Source organism: Fictibacillus nanhaiensis (assembly GCF_019801215.1).
Classification (GTDB): Bacteria; Bacillota; Bacilli; order Bacillales; family Fictibacillaceae; genus Fictibacillus; species Fictibacillus nanhaiensis_C.
The window spans coordinates 1008606-1029076 of the sequence record NZ_JAHVJO010000001.1 but is presented as its reverse complement, the minus strand read 5'-3'; the positions used below and the strand labels follow the sequence as shown (position 1 = coordinate 1029076).

Sequence of the window (20471 nt, the reverse complement as noted above, 5' to 3'; positions counted from 1 at the left end):
GTATTTTTGGAAATACTGTTGAATGAATAACTGTCGGCGAAAGAGTGGGGCTCCCCACTCTTTCGTTCCGTTTTAAGGTCATTCAGCCAGAAGGAGGGCAGCTATGAGTCAAAAGATTACTGAGCTCGCGACCGAGCTTGTAACCCCTATCGTTGAAAAACTAGGACTTGAACTTGTTGATGTTGAATTTGTTAAAGAAGGTAAAAACTGGTTCCTTCGCGTATATATTGATTCCACAGGTGGAGTTGATATTGAAGAATGCGGGACAGTCAGTGAACAGTTGAGTGAAAAGTTAGATGAACTTGATCCGATCGAACAGCCCTACTTTTTAGAAGTATCTTCTCCTGGTGTGGAGAGACCTCTAAAGAAGTCTGAAGACGTTAAAAACGCGATTGGCAAAAATGTGAACGTAAAACTTTATGAGCCTATTAATGGGGAAAAAGTATATGAAGGACTTTTAAAAGACTTTGACGGTGAAACGCTGTTCATGGAAATTAGAGTAAAAACGCAAGTCAAAAAGGTAGAATTGCCATACAAAAAAGTGGCAAATGCCCGTCTTGCAGTTGTTTTTTAATGAAAGAGGGGAGTAGAAAAATGAGTACCGAGCTGTTAGATGCACTCACATTGTTAGAAAAAGAAAAAGGGATTAGCAAAGACGTAATTATTGAGGCGATTGAAGCAGCCCTTATTTCGGCATATAAGCGTAACTTTCACCAAGCACAGAATGTTCGTGTTGATTTTAACCGTGATACGGGAAGTATCAGAGTATTTTCAAGAAAAACCGTTGTTGCTGAAGTTGAAGATGATCGTCAAGAAATTTCAGTTTCTGAGGCACAAGCTGTTAATCCAGGATATGAGCTTGATGATGTAGTAGAAGAAGAAGTAACTCCAAAGGATTTTGGACGCATTGCCGCACAAACTGCAAAGCAAGTTGTTACACAACGAGTTCGAGAAGCAGAACGCGGAATTATTTTCTCAGAATTCATCGATCGTGAAGAAGATATTATCACAGGAATCGTGCAACGACAAGACCACCGTTACATCTATGTCAGTCTTGGGCGTGTTGAAGCACTATTGCCTGCAGCAGAACAGATGCCTGGTGAAACTCATCAGACGAATGACCGTATAAAGGTATATATCACAAAAGTAGAAAAAACGACTAAGGGACCACAGATTTTAGTTTCACGGACACATCCTGGACTATTAAAGCGTCTTTTCGAACTTGAAGTACCTGAAATATATGATGGTACAGTTGAGATTAAGTCCATTGCTCGTGAAGCAGGTGACAGATCAAAAATTGCTGTTCATGCCGCAGATCCTGAAGTTGATCCTGTAGGTTCATGCGTTGGCCAAAAAGGTGCTCGTGTACAAACGATCGTAAACGAATTAAATGGTGAGAAGATCGATATTGTCCGTTGGAGTGAAGACCCGGTTGTCTATGTTGCCAACTCTTTAAGTCCTGCAAAAGTTTTGGAAGTTCAGGTAAATGAAGAAGATAAGATGACGACTGTTATCGTACCAGATTACCAGTTATCTTTAGCAATCGGAAAACGCGGACAAAATGCTCGTTTAGCAGCAAAATTAACAGGTTGGAAGATTGATATTAAAAGTGAATCAGATGCGATTGAATCAGGAGCGTATGATCCAGCAAGCTCATCTAACGATTCTTTATTTGATTCCGATGAGGATGAAGAGTAAGAGAAGACGAGGTGGAGACAATGAAAACCCGCAAGATCCCAATGAGAAAATGCGTAGCTTGCCAAGAAATGAAGGCAAAAAAAGAATTAACACGTATTGTCCGCTCACCTGAAGGGGATGTCTCTGTCGACTCTACCGGAAAAAAATCCGGAAGAGGGGCTTATCTTTGTCATGAAGCTGCATGTATTGAGCAAGCCAAAAAGAAAAAAGTACTAGAGACGCATTTAAAAACAAAGATTCCAGCTGATTTATACGAACAGCTTGAAAAAGGAAGTCATACATCTTGAAACCAAGTCAGTGGGAAAATTTTCTTGGAATAGCTGCTCGTGCCGGAAAAGTAATATCTGGTGAAGGGCTTGTCGTAAAAAGCATACAAAAACAGAATGCAAAGATTGTCCTGTTATCAAAAGATGCATCTGAAAACACAAAAAAGAAAGTAACAGATAAGTGTCTTTTTTATAACATTGATTATGTTTGGATAGAAGATAGAAATATTCTAGGTAAAGCAATTGGAAAAGAGCAACGAGTTGTAGTTGCTGTAAATGATCAAGGATTCTCAAAGCGTTTAAAGGAACTTCTTGATCACTAACACGGGGGTGAACATATGAGTAAAATACGCGTATACGAATATGCGAAACAGAAAAATGTTCAAAGTAAAGACATTATTGAAAAGCTGAAAACAATGGATGTCCATGTAGCGAATCATATGTCGATGATTGATCAGGCTGCTTTAAAAAAGTTAGACGAAGCTTATAAACCAAAAGCTCCAAAAGATCAACCAGCTAAACCAAAAAATCAAAATCAACTCCCTAAAACAGATAAGAACATTAACAACCCTGGTAACAACACCAAATCTAATAAAAAGGAAGTTCAAAAAGAGAGTAATATGAAAATAAAAAAAGAGACCGATAACCGTAATTCTTCACAAGCAAAAGGCCCGCAAACACAAAATACACAAAAGTCAGGCAACACAAATACTCAGAACGCTCAAAAGAACAATAACAATGCAAAGAACAACAGCGGAGCAAAAAGCAATAACAACAACAGAAACAACAACAATAGAAATAATCAAAACAACAACAGAAACAATAACAACAAGAACCAAAACAGAAATAACCAAAACAGAGGCGGGGGCAGCCAGCAGCAGCAAGCTCCTCAAAAAAAGGTTCTTGAAACACCAAGTAAAATTACGTTTACTGAATCACTACAAGTTGGTGAACTAGCTAAGAAGCTTAACAAAGACACTTCTGAGATCATTAAGAAGTTAATGGGATTAGGAATTATGGCTACCATCAACCAAGAGCTTGATAAAGAAGCGATTGAATTAATCGCTGCAGATTATGATGTAGAAGTTGAAGAAGAAATCATCGTTGATGAAACAGAATTTGAAAATTATGAAGTGGTTGATGATGAAAAAGACATGCAGGTACGCCCTCCAGTCGTAACGATCATGGGTCACGTTGACCATGGTAAAACAACCCTTCTAGATGCGATTCGCAACACGAAAGTAACAGCAGGAGAAGCGGGTGGCATCACACAGCATATAGGTGCTTATCAGATCAACAACAATGGAAAAGTGATTACTTTCCTTGATACTCCAGGACATGCTGCTTTTACAACGATGCGTGCTCGTGGTGCACAAGTTACAGATATTACGATTCTTGTTGTAGCTGCTGATGATGGTGTAATGCCTCAGACCGTTGAAGCGATCAACCATGCAAAAGCTGCAGAAGTTCCGATTATTATTGCTGTCAACAAAATGGATAAAGAAGCAGCAAACCCAGATCGTGTTATGCAAGAACTGACAGAACATGGACTTGTTTCTGAAGCTTGGGGAGGAGATACGATCTTTGTAAACGTATCTGCGATTAAAGGTGACGGAATCGATGATCTTCTAGAGATGATCAACCTTGTTTCTGAAGTTGAAGAATTGAAAGCTAATCCTAACCGTACTGCAGCTGGAACGGTTATTGAAGCACAGTTGGATAAAGGCCGTGGTTCAGTAGCAACTCTACTCGTTCAGTCAGGTACTCTAAACGTTGGTGATCCAATCGTAGTCGGTCACACGTATGGCCGTGTACGTGCAATGGTGAATGACCTTGGGCGCCGCGTTAAATCAGTTGGACCTTCAACTCCTGTTGAAATTACAGGTTTGAATGATGTACCGCAAGCAGGAGATCAGTTCATGGTCTTTGCTGATGAGAAAAAAGCTCGTCAAGTCGGTGAGTCACGCTACAAAAAACAACAAGATGCTCAACGTAAAGAATCTTCAAAATTAAACCTTGATGACCTCTTTAATCAGATTAAAGAAGGCGATATTAAGGAAATTAATGTCATCATTAAAGGTGATGTTCAAGGTTCAGTAGAAGCGCTAGCTGGTTCTCTGCAAAAAATTGACGTTGAAGGCGTTAAAGTTAAAATCATCCACTCAGGTGTTGGAGCGATTAATGAGTATGACATCATGCTTGCATCTGCTTCAAATGCTATCGTAATCGGATTTAACGTTCGTCCTGACAGTGGGGCAAAGCGTACAGCTGATGCTGAAAAAGTGGATGTTCGTCTTCACAGAATCATCTATAATGTTATCGAAGAGATCGAGTCGGCGATGAAAGGGATGCTTGACCCTGAGTTCCAAGAAAAAGTTATCGGTCAAGTTGAAGTTAGAACGACGTTTAAAGTTTCTAAAGTAGGAACGATCGCTGGTTGTTACGTGACTGACGGTAAAATTACTAGAGATTCTACAGTCCGCTTAATTCGTGATGGTGTCGTATCTTATGAAGGTAAGATTGATGCACTTAAGCGATTTAAAGATGATGCTAAAGAAGTATCAGCCGGATATGAGTGCGGAATTACACTTGAAAAGTTTAATGATATTAAAGAAGGCGACATCATTGAAGCTTACATCATGGAAGAAATTAAAGTTCAATGATCGGGCTGTTAACGGTTGAGGTTTTCATCTATGAAGCACAGTCGTTAAAAGATAAGCGTTCAGTTGTCCAAAAAGCGGTTAACAGACTTCGCCAACGCTTAAATTTAGCTGTATCAGAAACTGATTTTCAAGATTTATGGCAGCGAGCGGAGATAAGTATGGTAACTGTTTCTTCGGACAAAATAATAGCAGAAAAAGAATTGCAAAGAGCACTTGCGATCATTACATCTATTACAGAGCTCGAAGTAACAGAGTCTAATGTAGAGTGGTTATAGTGGCAAGTGGTAAGAAACGGGGTGTATAAACTATGGGCACAATCCGTTCCAATCGTATTGGGGAACAGATGAAGAAAGAGCTTAGTGATATTATAGGCCGGAAAATCAAAGACCCCCGCGTTGGTTTTGTTACCGTTACGGCGGTTGATGTAACGGGTGATTTACAGCAAGCTACCGTTTACGTTTCTGTTTTTGGAGACAGCGAACAGAAAGAACAGACATTGCGCAGTCTGGCTAAAGCGACTGGCTTTATCCGAACTGAAATCGGAAAACGAATCCGTATGCGCAAAACACCTGACATCTTTTTTAAGTTTGATGAATCCTTAAATTATGGAAGCAAAATCGAAAGTCTTTTGTCTGACATTAAAAAAGAAGACGAAGACAGCGAAGAAAATGAAGATTATCCGAAACCATAATAGCAAATGGATAGGCAATTAACATTAATTGTCTATCCTTTTTTGCTTGTTTACCTATATAGCACATCGTGAAGGAATGAAAAAGGAGAAATAGTTATGACTGTTAGGCAAGGAATTTTAGCTTTACAAAAACCTGCCGGAATGACATCACATGATTGCGTTGCCAAAATACGAAGAATTTTTTCTACTAAAAAAGTAGGGCATACAGGTACCCTTGATCCAGAAGTGACAGGTGTATTACCAATCTGTATCGGACGAGCCACGAAAATTGCCGAGTATATGTCCGATTATGGCAAGGAATACATTGGAGAAGTAACACTCGGATTTTCAACGGAAACAGAAGATGCTCATGGCGAAAAAATTAGGGAAAAAGAAGTCGAGTCTGATATCGATTTTGATGAGATTAAAGCTATTTTGAAATCACTCACGGGTGAGATTGAACAAGTTCCTCCGATGTATTCAGCAGTGAAAGTGAACGGCAAGAAATTATATGAATACGCTAGAAAAGGCATTGAAGTAGAAAGACCAAAGCGCAAAATTACGATTTTTGAATTAGAACTTCTAACAAAAGAAGACACCCTAAAAAAGGACCATCCTGTGTTTTCATTCAGGGTGAAGTGTTCAAAAGGGACATATGTAAGAACACTTGCCGTGGCAATAGGTGAGAAGCTTGGATATCCCGCACACATGTCTTCCCTTATCAGGACGGCATCTGGTCCGTTTACATTAAGTGAATGTGTTACGTTCGAACAGTTAGAAAGCCCGGAAGCTCAGTTAGATCAATACTTATTTCCATTGGAAAGAGGGATATCACATTTTCCTAAATGGATCGTTGATCAAGAGATCGAGGCGAGTGTAAGAAACGGCTCTGTGCTGCCACAACCAAAAGACTTGGAACAAAGTCCGTTTGGTGTTTATAATGAAGAAGGAAAATGTCTAGCCATCTATCAGTTGCATCCATCTAAACCTGGTTTGATAAAACCAGCCAAAGTGTTAGCCATTGAATAACGAAACAGGTTAGTAGGTGAGTATTTGGAAACAATCGTTATAAATCATCCGCATCAATTTAAAAGAGATAGCTTACCGCCATTAATCTTGGCACTTGGCTATTTTGATGGCATCCATATCGGACATCAGCGCGTCATATCTACAGCTGTTGAACTCGCAGAAACAACCGGCAGCATACCAGCTGTCATGAGCTTTCATCCTCATCCTTCTGTTGTTTTAGGAAAAGCTGATGAAACTTGGACATATCTTACACCTCTTGAAGAAAAGAAAAAGATTTTAAAAAGTATGGGAGTTAAGCGGTTTTTTCTTGTGAAATTTGATCTTGACTTTGCTTCGCTTTCTACCGTTGATTTTGTTGATCAATATATTGTTGGACTGAACGTTCAACACGTAGTAACGGGTTTTGATTTTACATACGGAAAGTATGGAAAAGGAAATGTTCAAACTTTAGTTAACGAAGCAGATGGCAGATTTGGACAAACAGTCATAGAAAAGATCGAAAAAAATGGTCAGAAAATCAGCTCTACTCTTATCCGCCAATGCTTAAAAGAAGGCTTAGTTCATGAGATTGGTCCTTTCTTAGGAAGACATTATACATTGAACGGAACAGTGATACATGGTGATAAAAGGGGACGCACGATAGGTTTCCCTACGGCGAACATAGAGACTGAGGAGTATACGCTGCCAAAAGTCGGCGTGTATGCAGTCGAAGTGTCTGTCGACCATAAGAAGTATTTTGCTATGGCCAATGTTGGCCACAAACCGACATTCAAAGATAACCAAAAGAAGCCATCCCTTGAAGTCCATATTTTTGATTTTCAAAAAGAAATATACGGAAAAACGATTTCCGTAACTTGGCTCAAAAGGATTCGAAACGAAAAAAAATTCAGTTCGATCAATGAACTGATAGAACAGTTAAAGAAAGACAAGCAGCAAACGCTAGAAATTATTCAAACCATGTATTAAAAATACTTGCAATTGATTATTAAAAAGGCTATGCTAGTACATGTACATTTTTAATGTGCAAATAACCGTTGCTTGGCAAGTCGAATCACCGACGCTTGCTCGGTAATTGGTGTTTTTAATATTAAGGAGGTGAAAAGGATGGCTATTACTCAAGAGCGTAAAAACGAACTAATTAGTGAGTATAAGGTACATGATACGGACACTGGATCTCCAGAAGTTCAGATCGCTATCCTTACAGAACAAATTAATGAGTTGAATGATCACTTGCGTACACACAAGAAAGATCACCACTCACGTCGTGGTCTATTGAAAATGGTTGGTAAGCGTCGTAACTTGTTAACGTACCTACGTAACAAGGACATCACGCGTTACCGCGAATTGATCGGAAGACTAGGATTACGTCGTTAATCCAACAAAAGCGGGATTTAATTCCCGCTTTTTTTATTGCAAGTAATCATTTTTTTTAAAGATGAACAAATCAGATGAAGTTAAACAGTGTATGTTTTCAAAGGTAAGCAAATTCTTTCTGAGTTTTTCTTTTTAGGAAGGACTACGTTAGGATATAATAGAACCATATAATACAGGATTTTCATAGTGTCGAGAGGAGTACCAAGTAAAATGGATCAACAAAAACGAACATTTACTATGGACTGGGCGGGTAGAACGCTTACGTTCGAAATTGGAGAATTAGCAAAACAAGCAAATGGTGCTGTTATGGTCAGATATGGTGATACTGCTGTTCTTTCTACAGCTGTAGCATCAAAACAGCCAAAAAATTTAAGTTTCTTTCCACTGACAGTAAACTACGAAGAGCGTTTATATGCAGTTGGTAAAATTCCTGGCGGATTTATTAAACGTGAAGGTCGTCCTAGTGAGAAGGCAGTATTGGCGAGCCGATTAATTGACCGTCCTATCCGTCCTTTATTTGCTGAAGGTTTCCGAAATGAAGTACAAGTTGTCAGTACAGTAATGAGTGTTGATCAAAACTGTTCTTCAGAAATGGCAGCGATGATCGGATCTTCTCTAAGCTTGTCAATTTCAGATATTCCTTTTGAAGGACCTATTGCTGGAGTTACCGTTGGTCGCATCAATGGTGAATTTGTTATTAACCCGACTGTTGACCAAAATGAAAACAGCGATATTCAATTAATTGTTGCGGGAACAAAACATGCGATCAACATGGTTGAAGCTGGAGCAGAAGAAGTTTCAGAAGAGGTTATGCTTGAAGCCATCATGTTCGGACATGAAGAAATTAAGAAATTAATTGCTTTCCAAGAACAGATTGTAGCTGAAGTCGGTAAAGAAAAAATGGAGATTGTTTTACATGAGCTTGATAAAGATCTTGAACAAGAAGTTCGTGATTTTGTCGGCGATGATGTAAAAGAGGCAGTTAAAGTAATCGAGAAACATGCACGTCAAGAAGCGCTGGATGCTGTAGGTACTAACTTGGCTTCTCGTTATGAAGAAGATGAAGAAAAAGCTTCTGAAGCAAAAGAGATTCTACATAAACTCATAAAAGAAGAAGTCAGACGCTTAATTCTAAAAGAAAAAGTACGTCCAGACGGCAGAAAGACCGATGAAATTCGTAAGCTTTCTTCAACAGTTGGTATTTTAGCACGTACTCACGGTTCAGGATTGTTTACACGCGGGCAAACTCAAGCATTAAGTATCTGTACACTAGGTGCGTTAGGTGATGTTCAAGTACTCGATGGTCTTGGAGTGGAAGAATCCAAACGATTTATGCATCAGTATAACTTCCCGCCGTTCAGTGTGGGTGAAACTGGATTTATGCGTGGCCCAGGCCGACGTGAAATTGGTCATGGTGCTTTAGGTGAACGTGCTTTAGAGCAAGTGATTCCTAACGAAGAAGAATTTCCATACACGATCCGTTTAGTTTCAGAAGTACTTGAATCAAATGGGTCTACATCACAAGCAAGTATTTGTGCGAGTACTTTAGCTTTAATGGATGCTGGTGTACCGATCACAGCACCTGTTGCTGGTATCGCAATGGGTCTTATCTCTGATGGAGAAGACGTAACTGTGCTTACAGACATCCAAGGAATGGAAGATCATCTTGGAGACATGGACTTTAAAGTAGCAGGAACGCCGAACGGAATTACTGCTCTTCAAATGGACATTAAAATCTCTGGTATCAATCGTGAAATCCTTCAAGAAGCGCTTACTCAAGCAAAAGAAGGACGCATGATCATTCTTAAGTCGATGCTTGAAACCATTTCTGAGTCGCGTACAGAGTTGTCTCGATATGCACCTAAGATTTTAACGATGAAAATTAATCCAGACAAGATTCGTGATGTTATTGGACCAAGCGGAAAGATCATCAACAAGATCATCGAGGAAACAGGCGTTAAGATTGATATCGAACAAGACGGTACAGTCTTTATTGCTTCCACGGATGAGTCTATGAATAAAAAGGCGAGAAAAATCATTGAAGATATCGTCAGAGAAGTTCAAGTGGGCGAATACTACATGGGTAAAGTTAAACGGATCGAGAAATTCGGTGCATTTGTTGAGCTCTTTAGCGGTAAAGATGGATTGGTTCATATTTCAGAATTAGCTGAAGAACGTGTTGGAAAAGTAGAAGATGTTCTAAAACTTGGCGATGAGATCTTTGTTAAAGTTATGGAGATCGACAACCAAGGCCGTGTTAACTTATCACGAAAAGTGGTTCTAAAAGAAGAAAAAGCGAAAAACGAACAACAGCAAAATGCATAATCAGTAGCATCATAAAAAGTCAGCCTTTTTTAAGGTTGGCTTTTTTCATCGTTCATAAATGTTACGGCTGTTCTAACCTGTCCCAGTCGTTCATACCTTGATAAAAGGGAGGGGAGTTTCGTGAAAAATTCAATTCTTTATTGGTCAATCGTGATCTTAATCATAACCGTTACGGCATTTTCCGTGCATAACCCTTTTACAAGCACCTATATTGAAAGCATTAAAGCACAAAGCACAGCTGTTTCAAAAATGGAGTCCAACTCTATTTATCAACAAATTAAAGAAAAAGCAAAAGAATTAAACAAACCGCCCCAAAATGCAGAGATCGACCCCGTTTGGAAAGCCACTCCCGGTTACAATGGACTTGTTGTTGATATGGAAGAATCACTTAAAGCTATGAAAAAAGAAAATATATTTGATGAAAAAAAACTAGTCGTAAAGCAAATAGAGCCGGCTATCCATTTAGATAATTTACCCGCTTCGCCCATTTATCGCGGAAACCCTGAAAAACCGATGGTCACACTTCTTGTAAATGTTGCCTGGGGCAATGAACATCTTCCGGGGATGCTGCAGACAATGAAAAAACATCATGTTCAATCCACATTTTTTCTCGATGGCTCATGGGTAAAAAAGAACCCGTCACTCGCGAAAATGATTGCCGAAGAACAGCATGAAATCGGCAACCATGCCTATTCTCATCCGGATTTAAAAAAGATGACTAATGCACGAATTACAGAAGAACTAAAAGCAACAAATGAAGTTATAAATGCTACATTGGACAAATCGCCAAAATGGTTTGCCCCGCCAAGCGGGAGTTATCGAAACGATGTTGTACAGATTGCGGCAGATTTAAATATGAAAACTATTCTTTGGTCAGTTGACACAGTTGACTGGCGTAATCCAGACCCTGATGAAATGGTTGAGAGAGTATTGAGCAAAGTGCATCCTGGGGCTATGATCTTGATGCACCCTACGTCGTCTTCTGCGGCAGGACTAGAAAATTTGATAAAAGGCATAAAAGATAAGGGGTATAGCATCGGAACTGTTTCTGATCTGATGGATGAGAAAAGGCTGATCCCGAAAACATTAAAGTAGAGTTGTATATTGAGTTGTGATAATGGTATATTGTTCCTATGATATTTTGGTGGAACAACTGACAGCTAGGAGGAAACAAGTTTGATAAAAAGACATACTTGTTCAAACGGCGTACGCGTCGTTTTAGAAAATATTCCAACGGTACGATCTGTAGCGATCGGTGTATGGATTGGTACAGGTTCAAGATTTGAAAATACAAAAAACAACGGGATTTCCCACTTTTTAGAGCACATGTTTTTTAAAGGGACAAAAACAAGAACGGCGAGAGAGATTGCAGAGTCATTTGACAGTATCGGCGGTCAAGTGAATGCGTTTACATCGAAAGAATATACCTGTTATTATGCAAAAGTTCTTGATACGCATGCCCCATATGCTCTTGAAGTACTAGCAGATATGTTCTTTCATTCAACATTTGATGAAGGCGAGCTATTAAAAGAAAAGAATGTGGTGCTAGAAGAAATAAAAATGTACGAAGATACACCAGACGATATTGTTCATGATATGCTTAGCCGCGCTAGTTTTCAGAATCACGAACTCGGATTTCCTATTTTAGGAACGGAAGAGACCCTTCATTCTTTTAATGGAAATACGTTGCGTGATTACATGAATACACACTATGTTCCCGAAGAGGTTGTTATTTCGATAGCTGGAAATATTGACGAATCCTTCATCCAAAAGGTTGAGGATTGGTTTGGCAGCTACACGACGACTTCCGTTCCAAAGATTGAAATGATATCTCCTGTTTTTCATTCAGAAAAATTAGCTCGCAAGAAAGAGACGGAACAAGCTCATTTATGTTTAGGTTATCCGGGTCTGTCTTTAAAAGATAAGCGGAGCTACAGCTTAATCATCTTGAATAATATTTTTGGTTCAAGCATGTCGAGTCGCCTTTTTCAAGAAGTAAGAGAGCAAAAAGGACTTGCGTATTCTGTATTTTCCTATCATTCTGCATTTCAGGATAACGGAATTTTTACGATTTATGGTGGAACAGCTCCTCATCAGCTCGATGAACTGTATGATACGATCACAAATATCGTAAACGACCTAAATGAAAACGGAATTACGGAGAAAGAACTGAGAAATTCAAAAGAACAAATCAAGGGCAACCTGATGCTTAGTTTAGAAAGTACAAACAGCAGAATGAGCAGAAATGGTAAACATGAGCTCATATTAGGTTATCATCGTACGTTAGATGATATGGTAGAATCAATCGATAAAGTAACAAAGGAAGATGTTGATAGTCTGATTTCTACCATCTTTAATGAAGGCTGTTCAGCTTCACTTGTGAGTCCGCAAGGCGAGTTGCCAAAGGGCTTGCAATAAAACAGTAAACCCTTTTTGAAATCCGGGATCATTCCCGGATTTTTTATTTTGGAAAAATGGGCGTCATGTATAACCATTGCCCCAAACATGGAAAAGTCTATTGAATATAATGATGTTGATTGTAACCATAGTTCGTTAAAACAATTTTTTGTTGATGGTATATATCAGTAATGCCGTTGTAAATGGGGTTTTGAGTAACCAGATAGGCGGATCGTTCATATGATGATGAACGTGGATAGCAATCCCCTGCAATAAAGGAACAACGGAGAAAGGGGAGAAAGAATGTTAACGGATTTGCATATCGCAGTTTTTGGCGGCGATGCGAGACAGTTAGAAGTCATTCGAAAATTAACTGAGTTGGATGCGATACTTACACTTATTGGCTATGACCAGCTGGACCATGGGTTTACCGGTGCATCAAAAATGGATATAGATGAAGTTGATTTTTCTAAGTTGGATAGCATTATTTTGCCTGTAAGTGGAACAGGTCTGCAGGGGGAAATTGATACGATCTTTTCAAACCGCCAGATTATCTTGACAGAAGAACAGTTAAAACAAACGAAGAGTCATTGTCAAATCTTCTCTGGTATTAGCAATGGTTATTTAGATTCGATCGTGAAAAACAGTGATCGAAAGCTTACAAAATTGTTTGAGAGGGACGATGTAGCCATCTACAACAGTATTCCGACCGTTGAGGGCACGATTATGATGGTGATACAGCATACGGATATAACAATCCATCAGTCTAATACAGTCGTCCTAGGCTTTGGCCGAGTTGGAATGAGCGTAGCCAGAACGTTTCAAGCGCTGGGAGCAAATGTGAAGGTAGGGGCAAGAAAATCTGAACATATGGCAAGAATTTCAGAAATGGGCATGGTTCCTTTTCATTTAGATGATTTAAAGAATGAAGTTTATGAGACGGATGTATGTATTAATACGATACCCACTCAGATCGTAACTGCCGATGTAATCTCTAAGTTTCCGTCCCATACTTTAATTGTTGACTTAGCTTCTAAGCCTGGAGGAACAGATTTCAAATATGCAGAAAAAAGAGGCATAAAGGCTTTGCTTGCTCCTGGATTACCAGGGATTGTAGCTCCAAAGACGGCAGGAAAAATAGTAGCTAATGTACTTTCGCAGCTTTTAATAACTGAATTTAATAAGCGGAAGGGGTAATCTTACATGGATGTAAAGGGTAAACATATCGGTTTCGGTTTGACTGGGTCTCATTGTACGTATGAAGCTGTTTTTCCGCAAATTCAAAAGTTAGTAGACTTAGGTGCAAAGGTTACACCATTTTTTACCCATACAGTGCAAAACACGACAACCCGTTTCGGAGCAGAAGGGGAATGGGTAGAAAAAATAAAAGAGATTACAGGTAATGAACCTGTAGATTCGATCGTAAAAGCAGAGCCGTTCGGACCGAAAACACCTCTGGATTGTATGGTGATCGCACCATTAACAGGTAATTCAATAAGCAAATTTGCGAATGCAATGACAGATTCGCCTGTATTGATGGGAGCAAAAGCTACCTTAAGAAACCAGAAGCCCGTTTTACTTGGTATATCAACAAATGATGGATTAGGGCTAAATGGCGTTAATATCATGAGACTGATGGCCACAAAGAATATTTATTTTATACCGTTCGGCCAGGATGATCCTGTAAAGAAGCAAAATTCTCTAGTAGCTCATATGGACACATTAGTTGATGCTGTAGAATATGCCCTTGAAGGTAAGCAGCTTCAGCCCGTATTAAGGGTAACTGAATAAAACAACAGAAGAAAATCCGTTCATTGCGACGAAGTTTATGATAAAATATGATAAATTATATGGATTAACGAGGAGAAACCATAAAATTGTGTTTCTCCTTCTGTTGTAGCTTACTTTATAGAATAGAGGAGTTTATAAAAATGAGCCAAAAATCGTTTCATGTAGCTGTTGTAGGTGCAACAGGAGCTGTTGGTCAGCAAATGTTGAATACATTAAAAGAAAAGAATTTTCCGATACGAAAACTTTCACTTCTTGCGAGTAAAAGATCTGCAGGACAGGTCATCACTTTTAATGGTGAGACTCATACCATCCAAGAAGCAACACCAGAAGCATTTGAAGGGGTAGAGCTAGCTTTGTTCTCTGCAGGTGGCTCAGTTTCTAAACAACTGGCGCACGAAGCTGTAAAAAGAGGGGCAATTGTTGTGGATAACACAAGTGCTTTTCGTATGGACCCTAATGTACCTCTTGTTGTTCCAGAAGTAAATGAACATGATCTGCTAAATCATAAAGGTATTATCGCAAATCCGAATTGTTCAACCATTCAAATGGTCGTTGCTCTTCAGCCGCTTCATGAAAAGTACGGTCTGAAAAAAGTGATCGTATCAACTTACCAGGCCGTTTCAGGAGCTGGTGCAAAGGCAGTTCAAGAGTTAAAAGAACAATCAGAAGCGATCTTAAACGATAAAGCATTCGAACCGTCTATCATGCCGTGTGCATCAGATAAAAAACACTATCAGATCGCATTTAATGCTGTCCCTCAGATTGATAAATTTGAAGAGAACGGCTATACATTTGAAGAATTAAAAATGATGAATGAAACGAAAAAAATCATGCACTTAGAAAACCTTGAAATTGCGGCAACCTGTGTCAGATTGCCAGTAGAAACGGGACATTCTGAATCTCTGTACGCTGAATTTGAAGGTGGCAACCCTTCTGTTCAGGAAGTGAGAGAACTGTTAAAATCCGCACCTGGCGTAACTCTTCAAGATCAGCCTGAACAACAGATCTATCCGATGCCTGCGTTGGCTGCAGGATTGCCAGATGTATTTGTAGGCCGTATTCGTAAAGACTTAGACCGTGATAACGCCTACCACATGTGGGTAGTGTCAGATAACTTGTTAAAAGGCGCAGCTTATAACTCCGTACAGATTGCGGAGAGCTTGATTAAGCTAAACTTGCTCTAATTTTATAAAGAAGGTGCATTCATGAAAATTATCGTTCAAAAATTTGGGGGAACGTCTTTAAAAGACAACGAGGGACGCTTAGAGGCAGTCCGACATATTCAAAAGGCAGTTGACGAAGGCTACAAAGTAATCTGTGTCGTTTCCGCAATGGGGCGCATTGGGGATCCTTATGCTACAGACACATTGCTGAGTCTATTAGGTGAAAACAACAAGATATCAAACCGGGAACAAGATCTTCTGCTTTCATGTGGGGAAATTATATCTTCTGTTGTCTTTTCAGGATTATTAAATGCTTCAGGATTAACTTCCACTGCATTAACAGGTCCACAAGCAGGATTTCGCACAAATGATGATTTCTCAAACGCAAGAATTGTAGATATGAAATGTGACCGAATAAAAGAAGAATTGGAAAACAAACAAGTCGTAGTGGTTGCTGGTTTTCAAGGACAATCTAAAAATGGTGATATCGCGACGCTTGGAAGAGGAGGGAGCGATACGAGCGCTTCAGCACTTGGTGCAGCACTTCAAGCTGAATTTATCGATATCTTCACTGACGTAGAAGGAGTAATGACGGCAGATCCTAGACTTGTAAAGGATGCGAGATCTCTCTCCGTTGTTACGTATGCAGAGATCTGTAATATGGCTTATCAAGGGGCGAAAGTTATCCATCCTAGAGCGGTTGAGATTGCGATGCAAGCAAAGATTCCATTGCGAATCCGATCAACTTATTCAGATCTGCCTGGAACGCTTGTTACATCTTCTTTAAAAGGTCCCGCAGGTAAAGACGTACAAGAGTCGATCATAACCGGTATCGCACACGTTTCCAACATTACACAGATCAAAGTGTTTGCGAATGACGGCCAGTATGATTTACAAACAAGAGTTTTTAAGGCGATGGCACAAGAACAAATATCAGTCGATTTTATTAACATCAGTCCAAAAGGTGTTGTTTACACCATCATGGAAAATAAGACCGACCAAGCGTTAGCAAAATTGAATGAACTAGGTTTTGAACCTGAAGTTACACGAAACTGTGCAAAAGTTTCCGCTGTTGGTGCAGGAATTGCTGGAACTCCAGGAGTAACAGCAGCCATAGTGGAATCACTTTCTAGCAGAAATATTCAAATCTTACAATCAGCAGACTCTCATACTACAATCTGGGTATTAGTGAAAAAAGAAGATCTAATCGAATCAGTAAATGCTCTTCACAGGACGTTTCGTTTAAATGAAGAAGGAATTACTGCAAATTTACAAGAAATTGTACAGCAACAGTTTAAAGAGTAGTAGAGGAGTGAACGTAAATGAATTTTGGAAATATTAGTACGGCAATGGTAACACCGTTTGATAGCAAAGGGAACGTGGACTTTGCAAGGACAACAAAACTTGTCAACCATCTGCTAGAAAATGGGACCGACAGTTTAGTAGTGGCTGGCACGACCGGAGAATCGCCAACGTTAACAACAGAAGAAAAAGTAGCATTGTTTAAGCATGTCGTGAAAACGGTCAACGGAAGAGTTCCTGTTATCGCAGGAACAGGAAGCAACAACACGAAAGCATCGGTTGATCTGTCTAAAAAGGCAGAAGAGGTTGGTGTTGATGCTATCATGATTGTGGCCCCTTATTACAACAAACCAAGCCAAGAAGGAATTATTGCCCATTATAAGGCGATCGCTCAAGCTGTAAGTCTTCCGATTATGGCTTATAACATTCCTGGAAGGTCTGTGATTTCTTTTTCGGTGGATACCGTGATAAGACTTGCTGAAATTCCAAATGTTGTAGCGTTAAAAGATGCCGGCGGCAACCTTGATATGATGAGTGAAGTCATTGAAAAAACACCTGAAGACTTTTTATTGTATAGCGGAGATGATGGATTGACGCTACCATCATTAGCGGTTGGAAGTGCTGGTATCGTTTCGGTAGCTTCTCATGTTATAGGCAATCAAATGCAGTCAATGATTAAAGCCTTTTACGAAGGTGAGAATAAAGAAGCCGCACGCATCCATCGGAAACTTTTACCCGTTATGAATGAGTTGTTCAAAGCACCAAGTCCTGCACCAGTAAAAACAGCATTACAGTTAAAAGGTCTTGATGTTGGTGGCGTTAGACTGCCATTATTACCATTGAACGAAGCTGAGCGTAACTCACTATCCGTACGCTTGAATGACTTGTAAAAAAAGCAAACCGGTTCCGGTTTGCTTTTTTTATTTTTTATTTGTCAACCGCTCAGTCTTGTTTTGTAATCAACTGATACGTTATAATGTTTGTAAGTGACGTGATCGGGATTATAATTTTTTTACATACAACATAGGAGGAATATACACATTGTCAAAACAAAATAGAGAGAAAATAAAAGTTTTTGCCTTGGGCGGAGTAGGTGAGATCGGCAAAAACATGTATGTAGTGGATACGGGTGAAGAGATTTTTGTAATGGATTCTGGTTTAATGTTTCCGCAGGAGGAAATGCTCGGAATCGACATCGTTATTCCAGATGTAACTTACTTAAAAGAAAACCTCGAACGTGTAACAGGAATCTTCTTAACTCATGCCCATGAAGATCATATAGGAGGACTTCCTTATGTATTGAGACAAGTCCCTGTCCCTGTCTATGGCACACGCCTAACATTAGGTCTCGTGGAAGCGAAACTAAAAGAGGCTGGACTATTGCGTTCAACCAAACTGAATTTAATTGAAACAAACCAAAAATTGTCGTTTAACAGTGCAAAAGTAAGCTTTTTTCATGTGAACCACAGTATTCCAGATGCAGTTGGTATTGCAATTCACACGTCACAGGGAATCATTGCAAATACTGGTGATTTTAAGATTGATCACACACCTATCGATGGTCAGCATACAGAATTCGGTAAAATTTCAGCGTTAGCAGAAGAAGGGGTATTATGCCTTCTGTCAGACAGTACAAATGCAGAGCGTCCTGGATCAACCGGTCCAGAAGCTCAAGTCGGACACGAAATTTTAGATGTCTTCCAAGCTGCAAAAGGCCGTATTATCATTGCATCCTTTGCTTCAAACGTTCACCGTGTTCAGCAAGTGATGAACGCAGCGGCTAAAACGAACCGTAAAGTAGCAGTAAACGGCAGAAGCATGGTAAAAGTAGTAGACATTGCTTCACAGCTTGGTTACTTAAACGTCGAAAAAGATTTGCTTATTACGATTGATGCAGCAAACAATTACAGTGATGAGAAAGTAGTCATCTTAACAACGGGAAGCCAAGGAGAATCGATGGCAGCGTTGTCGAGAATGGCACAAAAATCACATAAACAGATAGCATTACGTCCATCAGATACTGTCGTTATTGCCGCTACCCCGATACCTGGCAATGAAACATCAGTTGCGAAAATGGTAGACAAGCTCATGCGAACTGGTGCAGATGTGATATTTGGCCAGAAGAAAGTACATGTTTCCGGACATGGAAGTGCTGAAGAGTTAAAGTTCATGCTCAGTATGATGAAACCAAAATATTTTATACCTGTTCATGGAGAGTATAAGATGCAAAAAGCGCATCAAAAACTTGCGATTGAAGTAGGTGTAGAAAAAGACAATATCTTTATTATTGATAAAGGTGAAGTTGTCGAATTCATGAGTGGACAAGCGCAAAAAACTGGGAAAGTTCCTTCTGGGAATGTTCTGGTCGACGGTTTAGGTGTTGGTGATATCGGAAATATAGTCTTACGAGATCGGAAATTATTATCTCAAGATGGTATTTTAGTTGTTGTTGTTACGATCAGTAAAGATTCTCATCAGCTTATCTCAGGGCCTGAAATCATCTCTCGTGGATTCGTATATGTAAGAGAAAGCGAAGCACTACTGCACGAAGCGAACACAAAGGTTCGGGAAGTGCTTGAAAAATGCATGAATGAGAATATGAAAGAATGGTCCAGCTTAAAGTCCAATGTAAGAGATACTTTAAGTCAGTATTTATTTGAAAAAACGAAAAGAAGACCGATGATTATGCCAATCATAATGGAAATATAACCTGCTAATTTAGCAGGTTTTTTTATTTTTCTTCTCATACGAATGAAGATAACGCCCATACTAAGAAGAACTTACTTAGAAGGGGTAGAAATTATGGATCAGACACCTGAAACGGAAACACCGAATCAACCCGAGATATCACCTAAAAAAACCGATGACAACAACTCAGGGCTATTACAAAAGATTCAATCATTGGGACAAACAAACGTACCTCAGATGGAAGGATCAAGTATTCATTGTTTAACGATCGTCGGACAAATTGAAGGGCATATGCAGCTGCCGCCTAATAATAAAACTACAAAATATGAACATTTAATCCCTCAGCTCGTTGCCATAGAACAAAACCATAAGATTGAAGGACTTCTTGTCATTCTGAACACTGTTGGAGGAGATGTTGAAGCTGGGCTTGCTATATCAGAAATGATTGCCTCCTTATCCAAACCAAGTGTTTCACTCGTCTTAGGCGGAGGGCATTCAATCGGTGTTCCGATTGCCGTAAGTGCTAATTACTCTTTTATCGCTCCCACAGCCACGATGACAATTCATCCTGTAAGATTAACAGGTCTTGTAATCGGTGTTCCACAAACGTTTGAGTACCTGGATAAGATGCAGGACAGAGTAATCTCTTTTGTAACAAGCCATTCAGATATAACGGAGGAGCGGTTTAAGGAGCTCATGTTTTCAAAGGGAAACTTAACGAGAGACATCGGAACGAATGTAATTGGGACGGATGCTGTGAAAGACGGCTTGATTAATGCGGTTGGAGGAGTAGGACAAGCTATTCAAAAGCTGAATGAACTAATCGAAGAAAACAAAAAAAATGAAAGTGAAGGACTAAAACAATGATCTTGTACACCGTGCAGCCGTTTCATTTAATGTTTCCTGAGGAAGGAAACTATGGTAATGCGCAGAATGTAATAATGTATAATAATATCCCCATGCTTGTTGAACGAATGGGTGATGAAACGAGAATTGTTCAGATCATGAGTACCGATCCTTCTCATTTTTTATTAGAAGATTGCCAACCAGGAAAGACGCTCGGAAACGTTTAATCAGTCATCAAGAATATGCTATACTTATGTTG

21 protein-coding genes are annotated in these 20471 nt (G+C 39.5%); all 21 read left to right on the top strand.

All coding sequences use genetic code 11. The features are described from left to right. Nucleotides 1-103: 103 nt before the first annotated feature. The 21 genes from rimP (at nt 104) to KUV80_RS05205 (ending at nt 20439) form a co-directional block, all read left to right on the top strand. On the top strand, nt 104-574 hold the full coding sequence (gene rimP / locus KUV80_RS05305; RefSeq protein ID WP_222461618.1) for a ribosome maturation factor RimP: 471 nt from the start codon (nt 104-106) through the stop codon (nt 572-574). A 20-nt stretch (nt 575-594) separates the two neighbouring features. Beyond that, nucleotides 595-1698, top strand: a complete 1104-nt coding sequence (nusA, locus tag KUV80_RS05300) for a transcription termination factor NusA (RefSeq protein WP_222461617.1) — start codon at nt 595-597, stop codon at nt 1696-1698. 20 nt (nt 1699-1718) lie between these two features. After that, on the top strand, nt 1719-1985 hold the full coding sequence (gene rnpM / locus KUV80_RS05295; RefSeq protein ID WP_222461616.1) for an RNase P modulator RnpM: 267 nt from the start codon (nt 1719-1721) through the stop codon (nt 1983-1985). Continuing rightward, the gene (locus tag KUV80_RS05290) at nt 1982-2287 is read left to right on the top strand and encodes a YlxQ family RNA-binding protein (RefSeq protein ID WP_222461615.1); all 306 of its coding nucleotides are present in this window, start codon (nt 1982-1984) and stop codon (nt 2285-2287) included. Before rnpM ends, KUV80_RS05290 begins: the two co-directional genes overlap by 4 nt. A gap of 15 nt (nt 2288-2302) precedes the next feature. Further along, on the top strand, nt 2303-4627 hold the full coding sequence (gene infB, locus KUV80_RS05285; RefSeq protein ID WP_222461614.1) for a translation initiation factor IF-2: 2325 nt from the start codon (nt 2303-2305) through the stop codon (nt 4625-4627). Continuing rightward, nucleotides 4624-4902: a DUF503 domain-containing protein gene (locus KUV80_RS05280; protein WP_222461613.1), complete on the top strand. Its 279-nt coding sequence runs from the start codon at nt 4624-4626 to the stop codon at nt 4900-4902. Before infB ends, KUV80_RS05280 begins: the two co-directional genes overlap by 4 nt. Before the next feature lie 32 nt (nt 4903-4934). Continuing rightward, the gene (gene rbfA / locus KUV80_RS05275) at nt 4935-5318 is read left to right on the top strand and encodes a 30S ribosome-binding factor RbfA (RefSeq protein ID WP_222461612.1); all 384 of its coding nucleotides are present in this window, start codon (nt 4935-4937) and stop codon (nt 5316-5318) included. Between the two features lie 96 nt (nt 5319-5414). Continuing rightward, nucleotides 5415-6326 (top strand): tRNA pseudouridine(55) synthase TruB, encoded by a 912-nt coding sequence (gene truB, locus KUV80_RS05270; RefSeq protein WP_222461611.1) that lies wholly within the window; start codon nt 5415-5417, stop codon nt 6324-6326. A gap of 24 nt (nt 6327-6350) precedes the next feature. Further along, complete coding sequence (locus KUV80_RS05265; protein ID WP_222461610.1) at nt 6351-7292, top strand: bifunctional riboflavin kinase/FAD synthetase; 942 nt, start codon at nt 6351-6353, stop codon at nt 7290-7292. Nucleotides 7293-7430: 138 nt separating this feature from the next. Beyond that, nucleotides 7431-7700, top strand: a complete 270-nt coding sequence (gene rpsO / locus KUV80_RS05260) for a 30S ribosomal protein S15 (RefSeq protein WP_066240919.1) — start codon at nt 7431-7433, stop codon at nt 7698-7700. Between the two features lie 210 nt (nt 7701-7910). Next, nucleotides 7911-10025, top strand: a complete 2115-nt coding sequence (pnp, locus tag KUV80_RS05255) for a polyribonucleotide nucleotidyltransferase (protein WP_222461609.1) — start codon at nt 7911-7913, stop codon at nt 10023-10025. A gap of 120 nt (nt 10026-10145) precedes the next feature. Beyond that, the gene (locus tag KUV80_RS05250; protein ID WP_222461608.1) at nt 10146-11120 is read left to right on the top strand and encodes a polysaccharide deacetylase family protein; all 975 of its coding nucleotides are present in this window, start codon (nt 10146-10148) and stop codon (nt 11118-11120) included. An 81-nt stretch (nt 11121-11201) separates the two neighbouring features. Next, entirely contained in the window at nt 11202-12443 is a 1242-nt protein-coding gene (locus KUV80_RS05245; RefSeq protein WP_222461607.1) for a M16 family metallopeptidase, read from the top strand. Between the two features lie 282 nt (nt 12444-12725). Then, complete coding sequence (gene dpaA, locus KUV80_RS05240; protein ID WP_222461606.1) at nt 12726-13619, top strand: dipicolinic acid synthetase subunit A; 894 nt, start codon at nt 12726-12728, stop codon at nt 13617-13619. Nucleotides 13620-13625: 6 nt separating this feature from the next. After that, nucleotides 13626-14213 (top strand): dipicolinate synthase subunit B, encoded by a 588-nt coding sequence (gene dpaB, locus KUV80_RS05235; RefSeq protein WP_222461605.1) that lies wholly within the window; start codon nt 13626-13628, stop codon nt 14211-14213. A gap of 140 nt (nt 14214-14353) precedes the next feature. Next, the gene (gene asd, locus KUV80_RS05230; protein WP_222461604.1) at nt 14354-15397 is read left to right on the top strand and encodes an aspartate-semialdehyde dehydrogenase; all 1044 of its coding nucleotides are present in this window, start codon (nt 14354-14356) and stop codon (nt 15395-15397) included. Nucleotides 15398-15418: 21 nt separating this feature from the next. Beyond that, a complete protein-coding gene (gene dapG, locus KUV80_RS05225; protein ID WP_222461603.1) occupies nt 15419-16681 on the top strand; it encodes an aspartate kinase in 1263 nt (420 codons plus the stop codon). 17 nt (nt 16682-16698) lie between these two features. After that, entirely contained in the window at nt 16699-17568 is an 870-nt protein-coding gene (gene dapA / locus KUV80_RS05220) for a 4-hydroxy-tetrahydrodipicolinate synthase (RefSeq protein WP_222461602.1), read from the top strand. A 151-nt stretch (nt 17569-17719) separates the two neighbouring features. Beyond that, the gene (locus KUV80_RS05215; protein WP_222461601.1) at nt 17720-19387 is read left to right on the top strand and encodes a ribonuclease J; all 1668 of its coding nucleotides are present in this window, start codon (nt 17720-17722) and stop codon (nt 19385-19387) included. A gap of 93 nt (nt 19388-19480) precedes the next feature. Continuing rightward, a complete protein-coding gene (locus KUV80_RS05210; protein ID WP_222461600.1) occupies nt 19481-20233 on the top strand; it encodes a ClpP family protease in 753 nt (250 codons plus the stop codon). Then, entirely contained in the window at nt 20230-20439 is a 210-nt protein-coding gene (locus KUV80_RS05205; protein WP_222461599.1) for a YlzJ-like family protein, read from the top strand. Before KUV80_RS05210 ends, KUV80_RS05205 begins: the two co-directional genes overlap by 4 nt. Nucleotides 20440-20471: the final 32 nt, after the last annotated feature.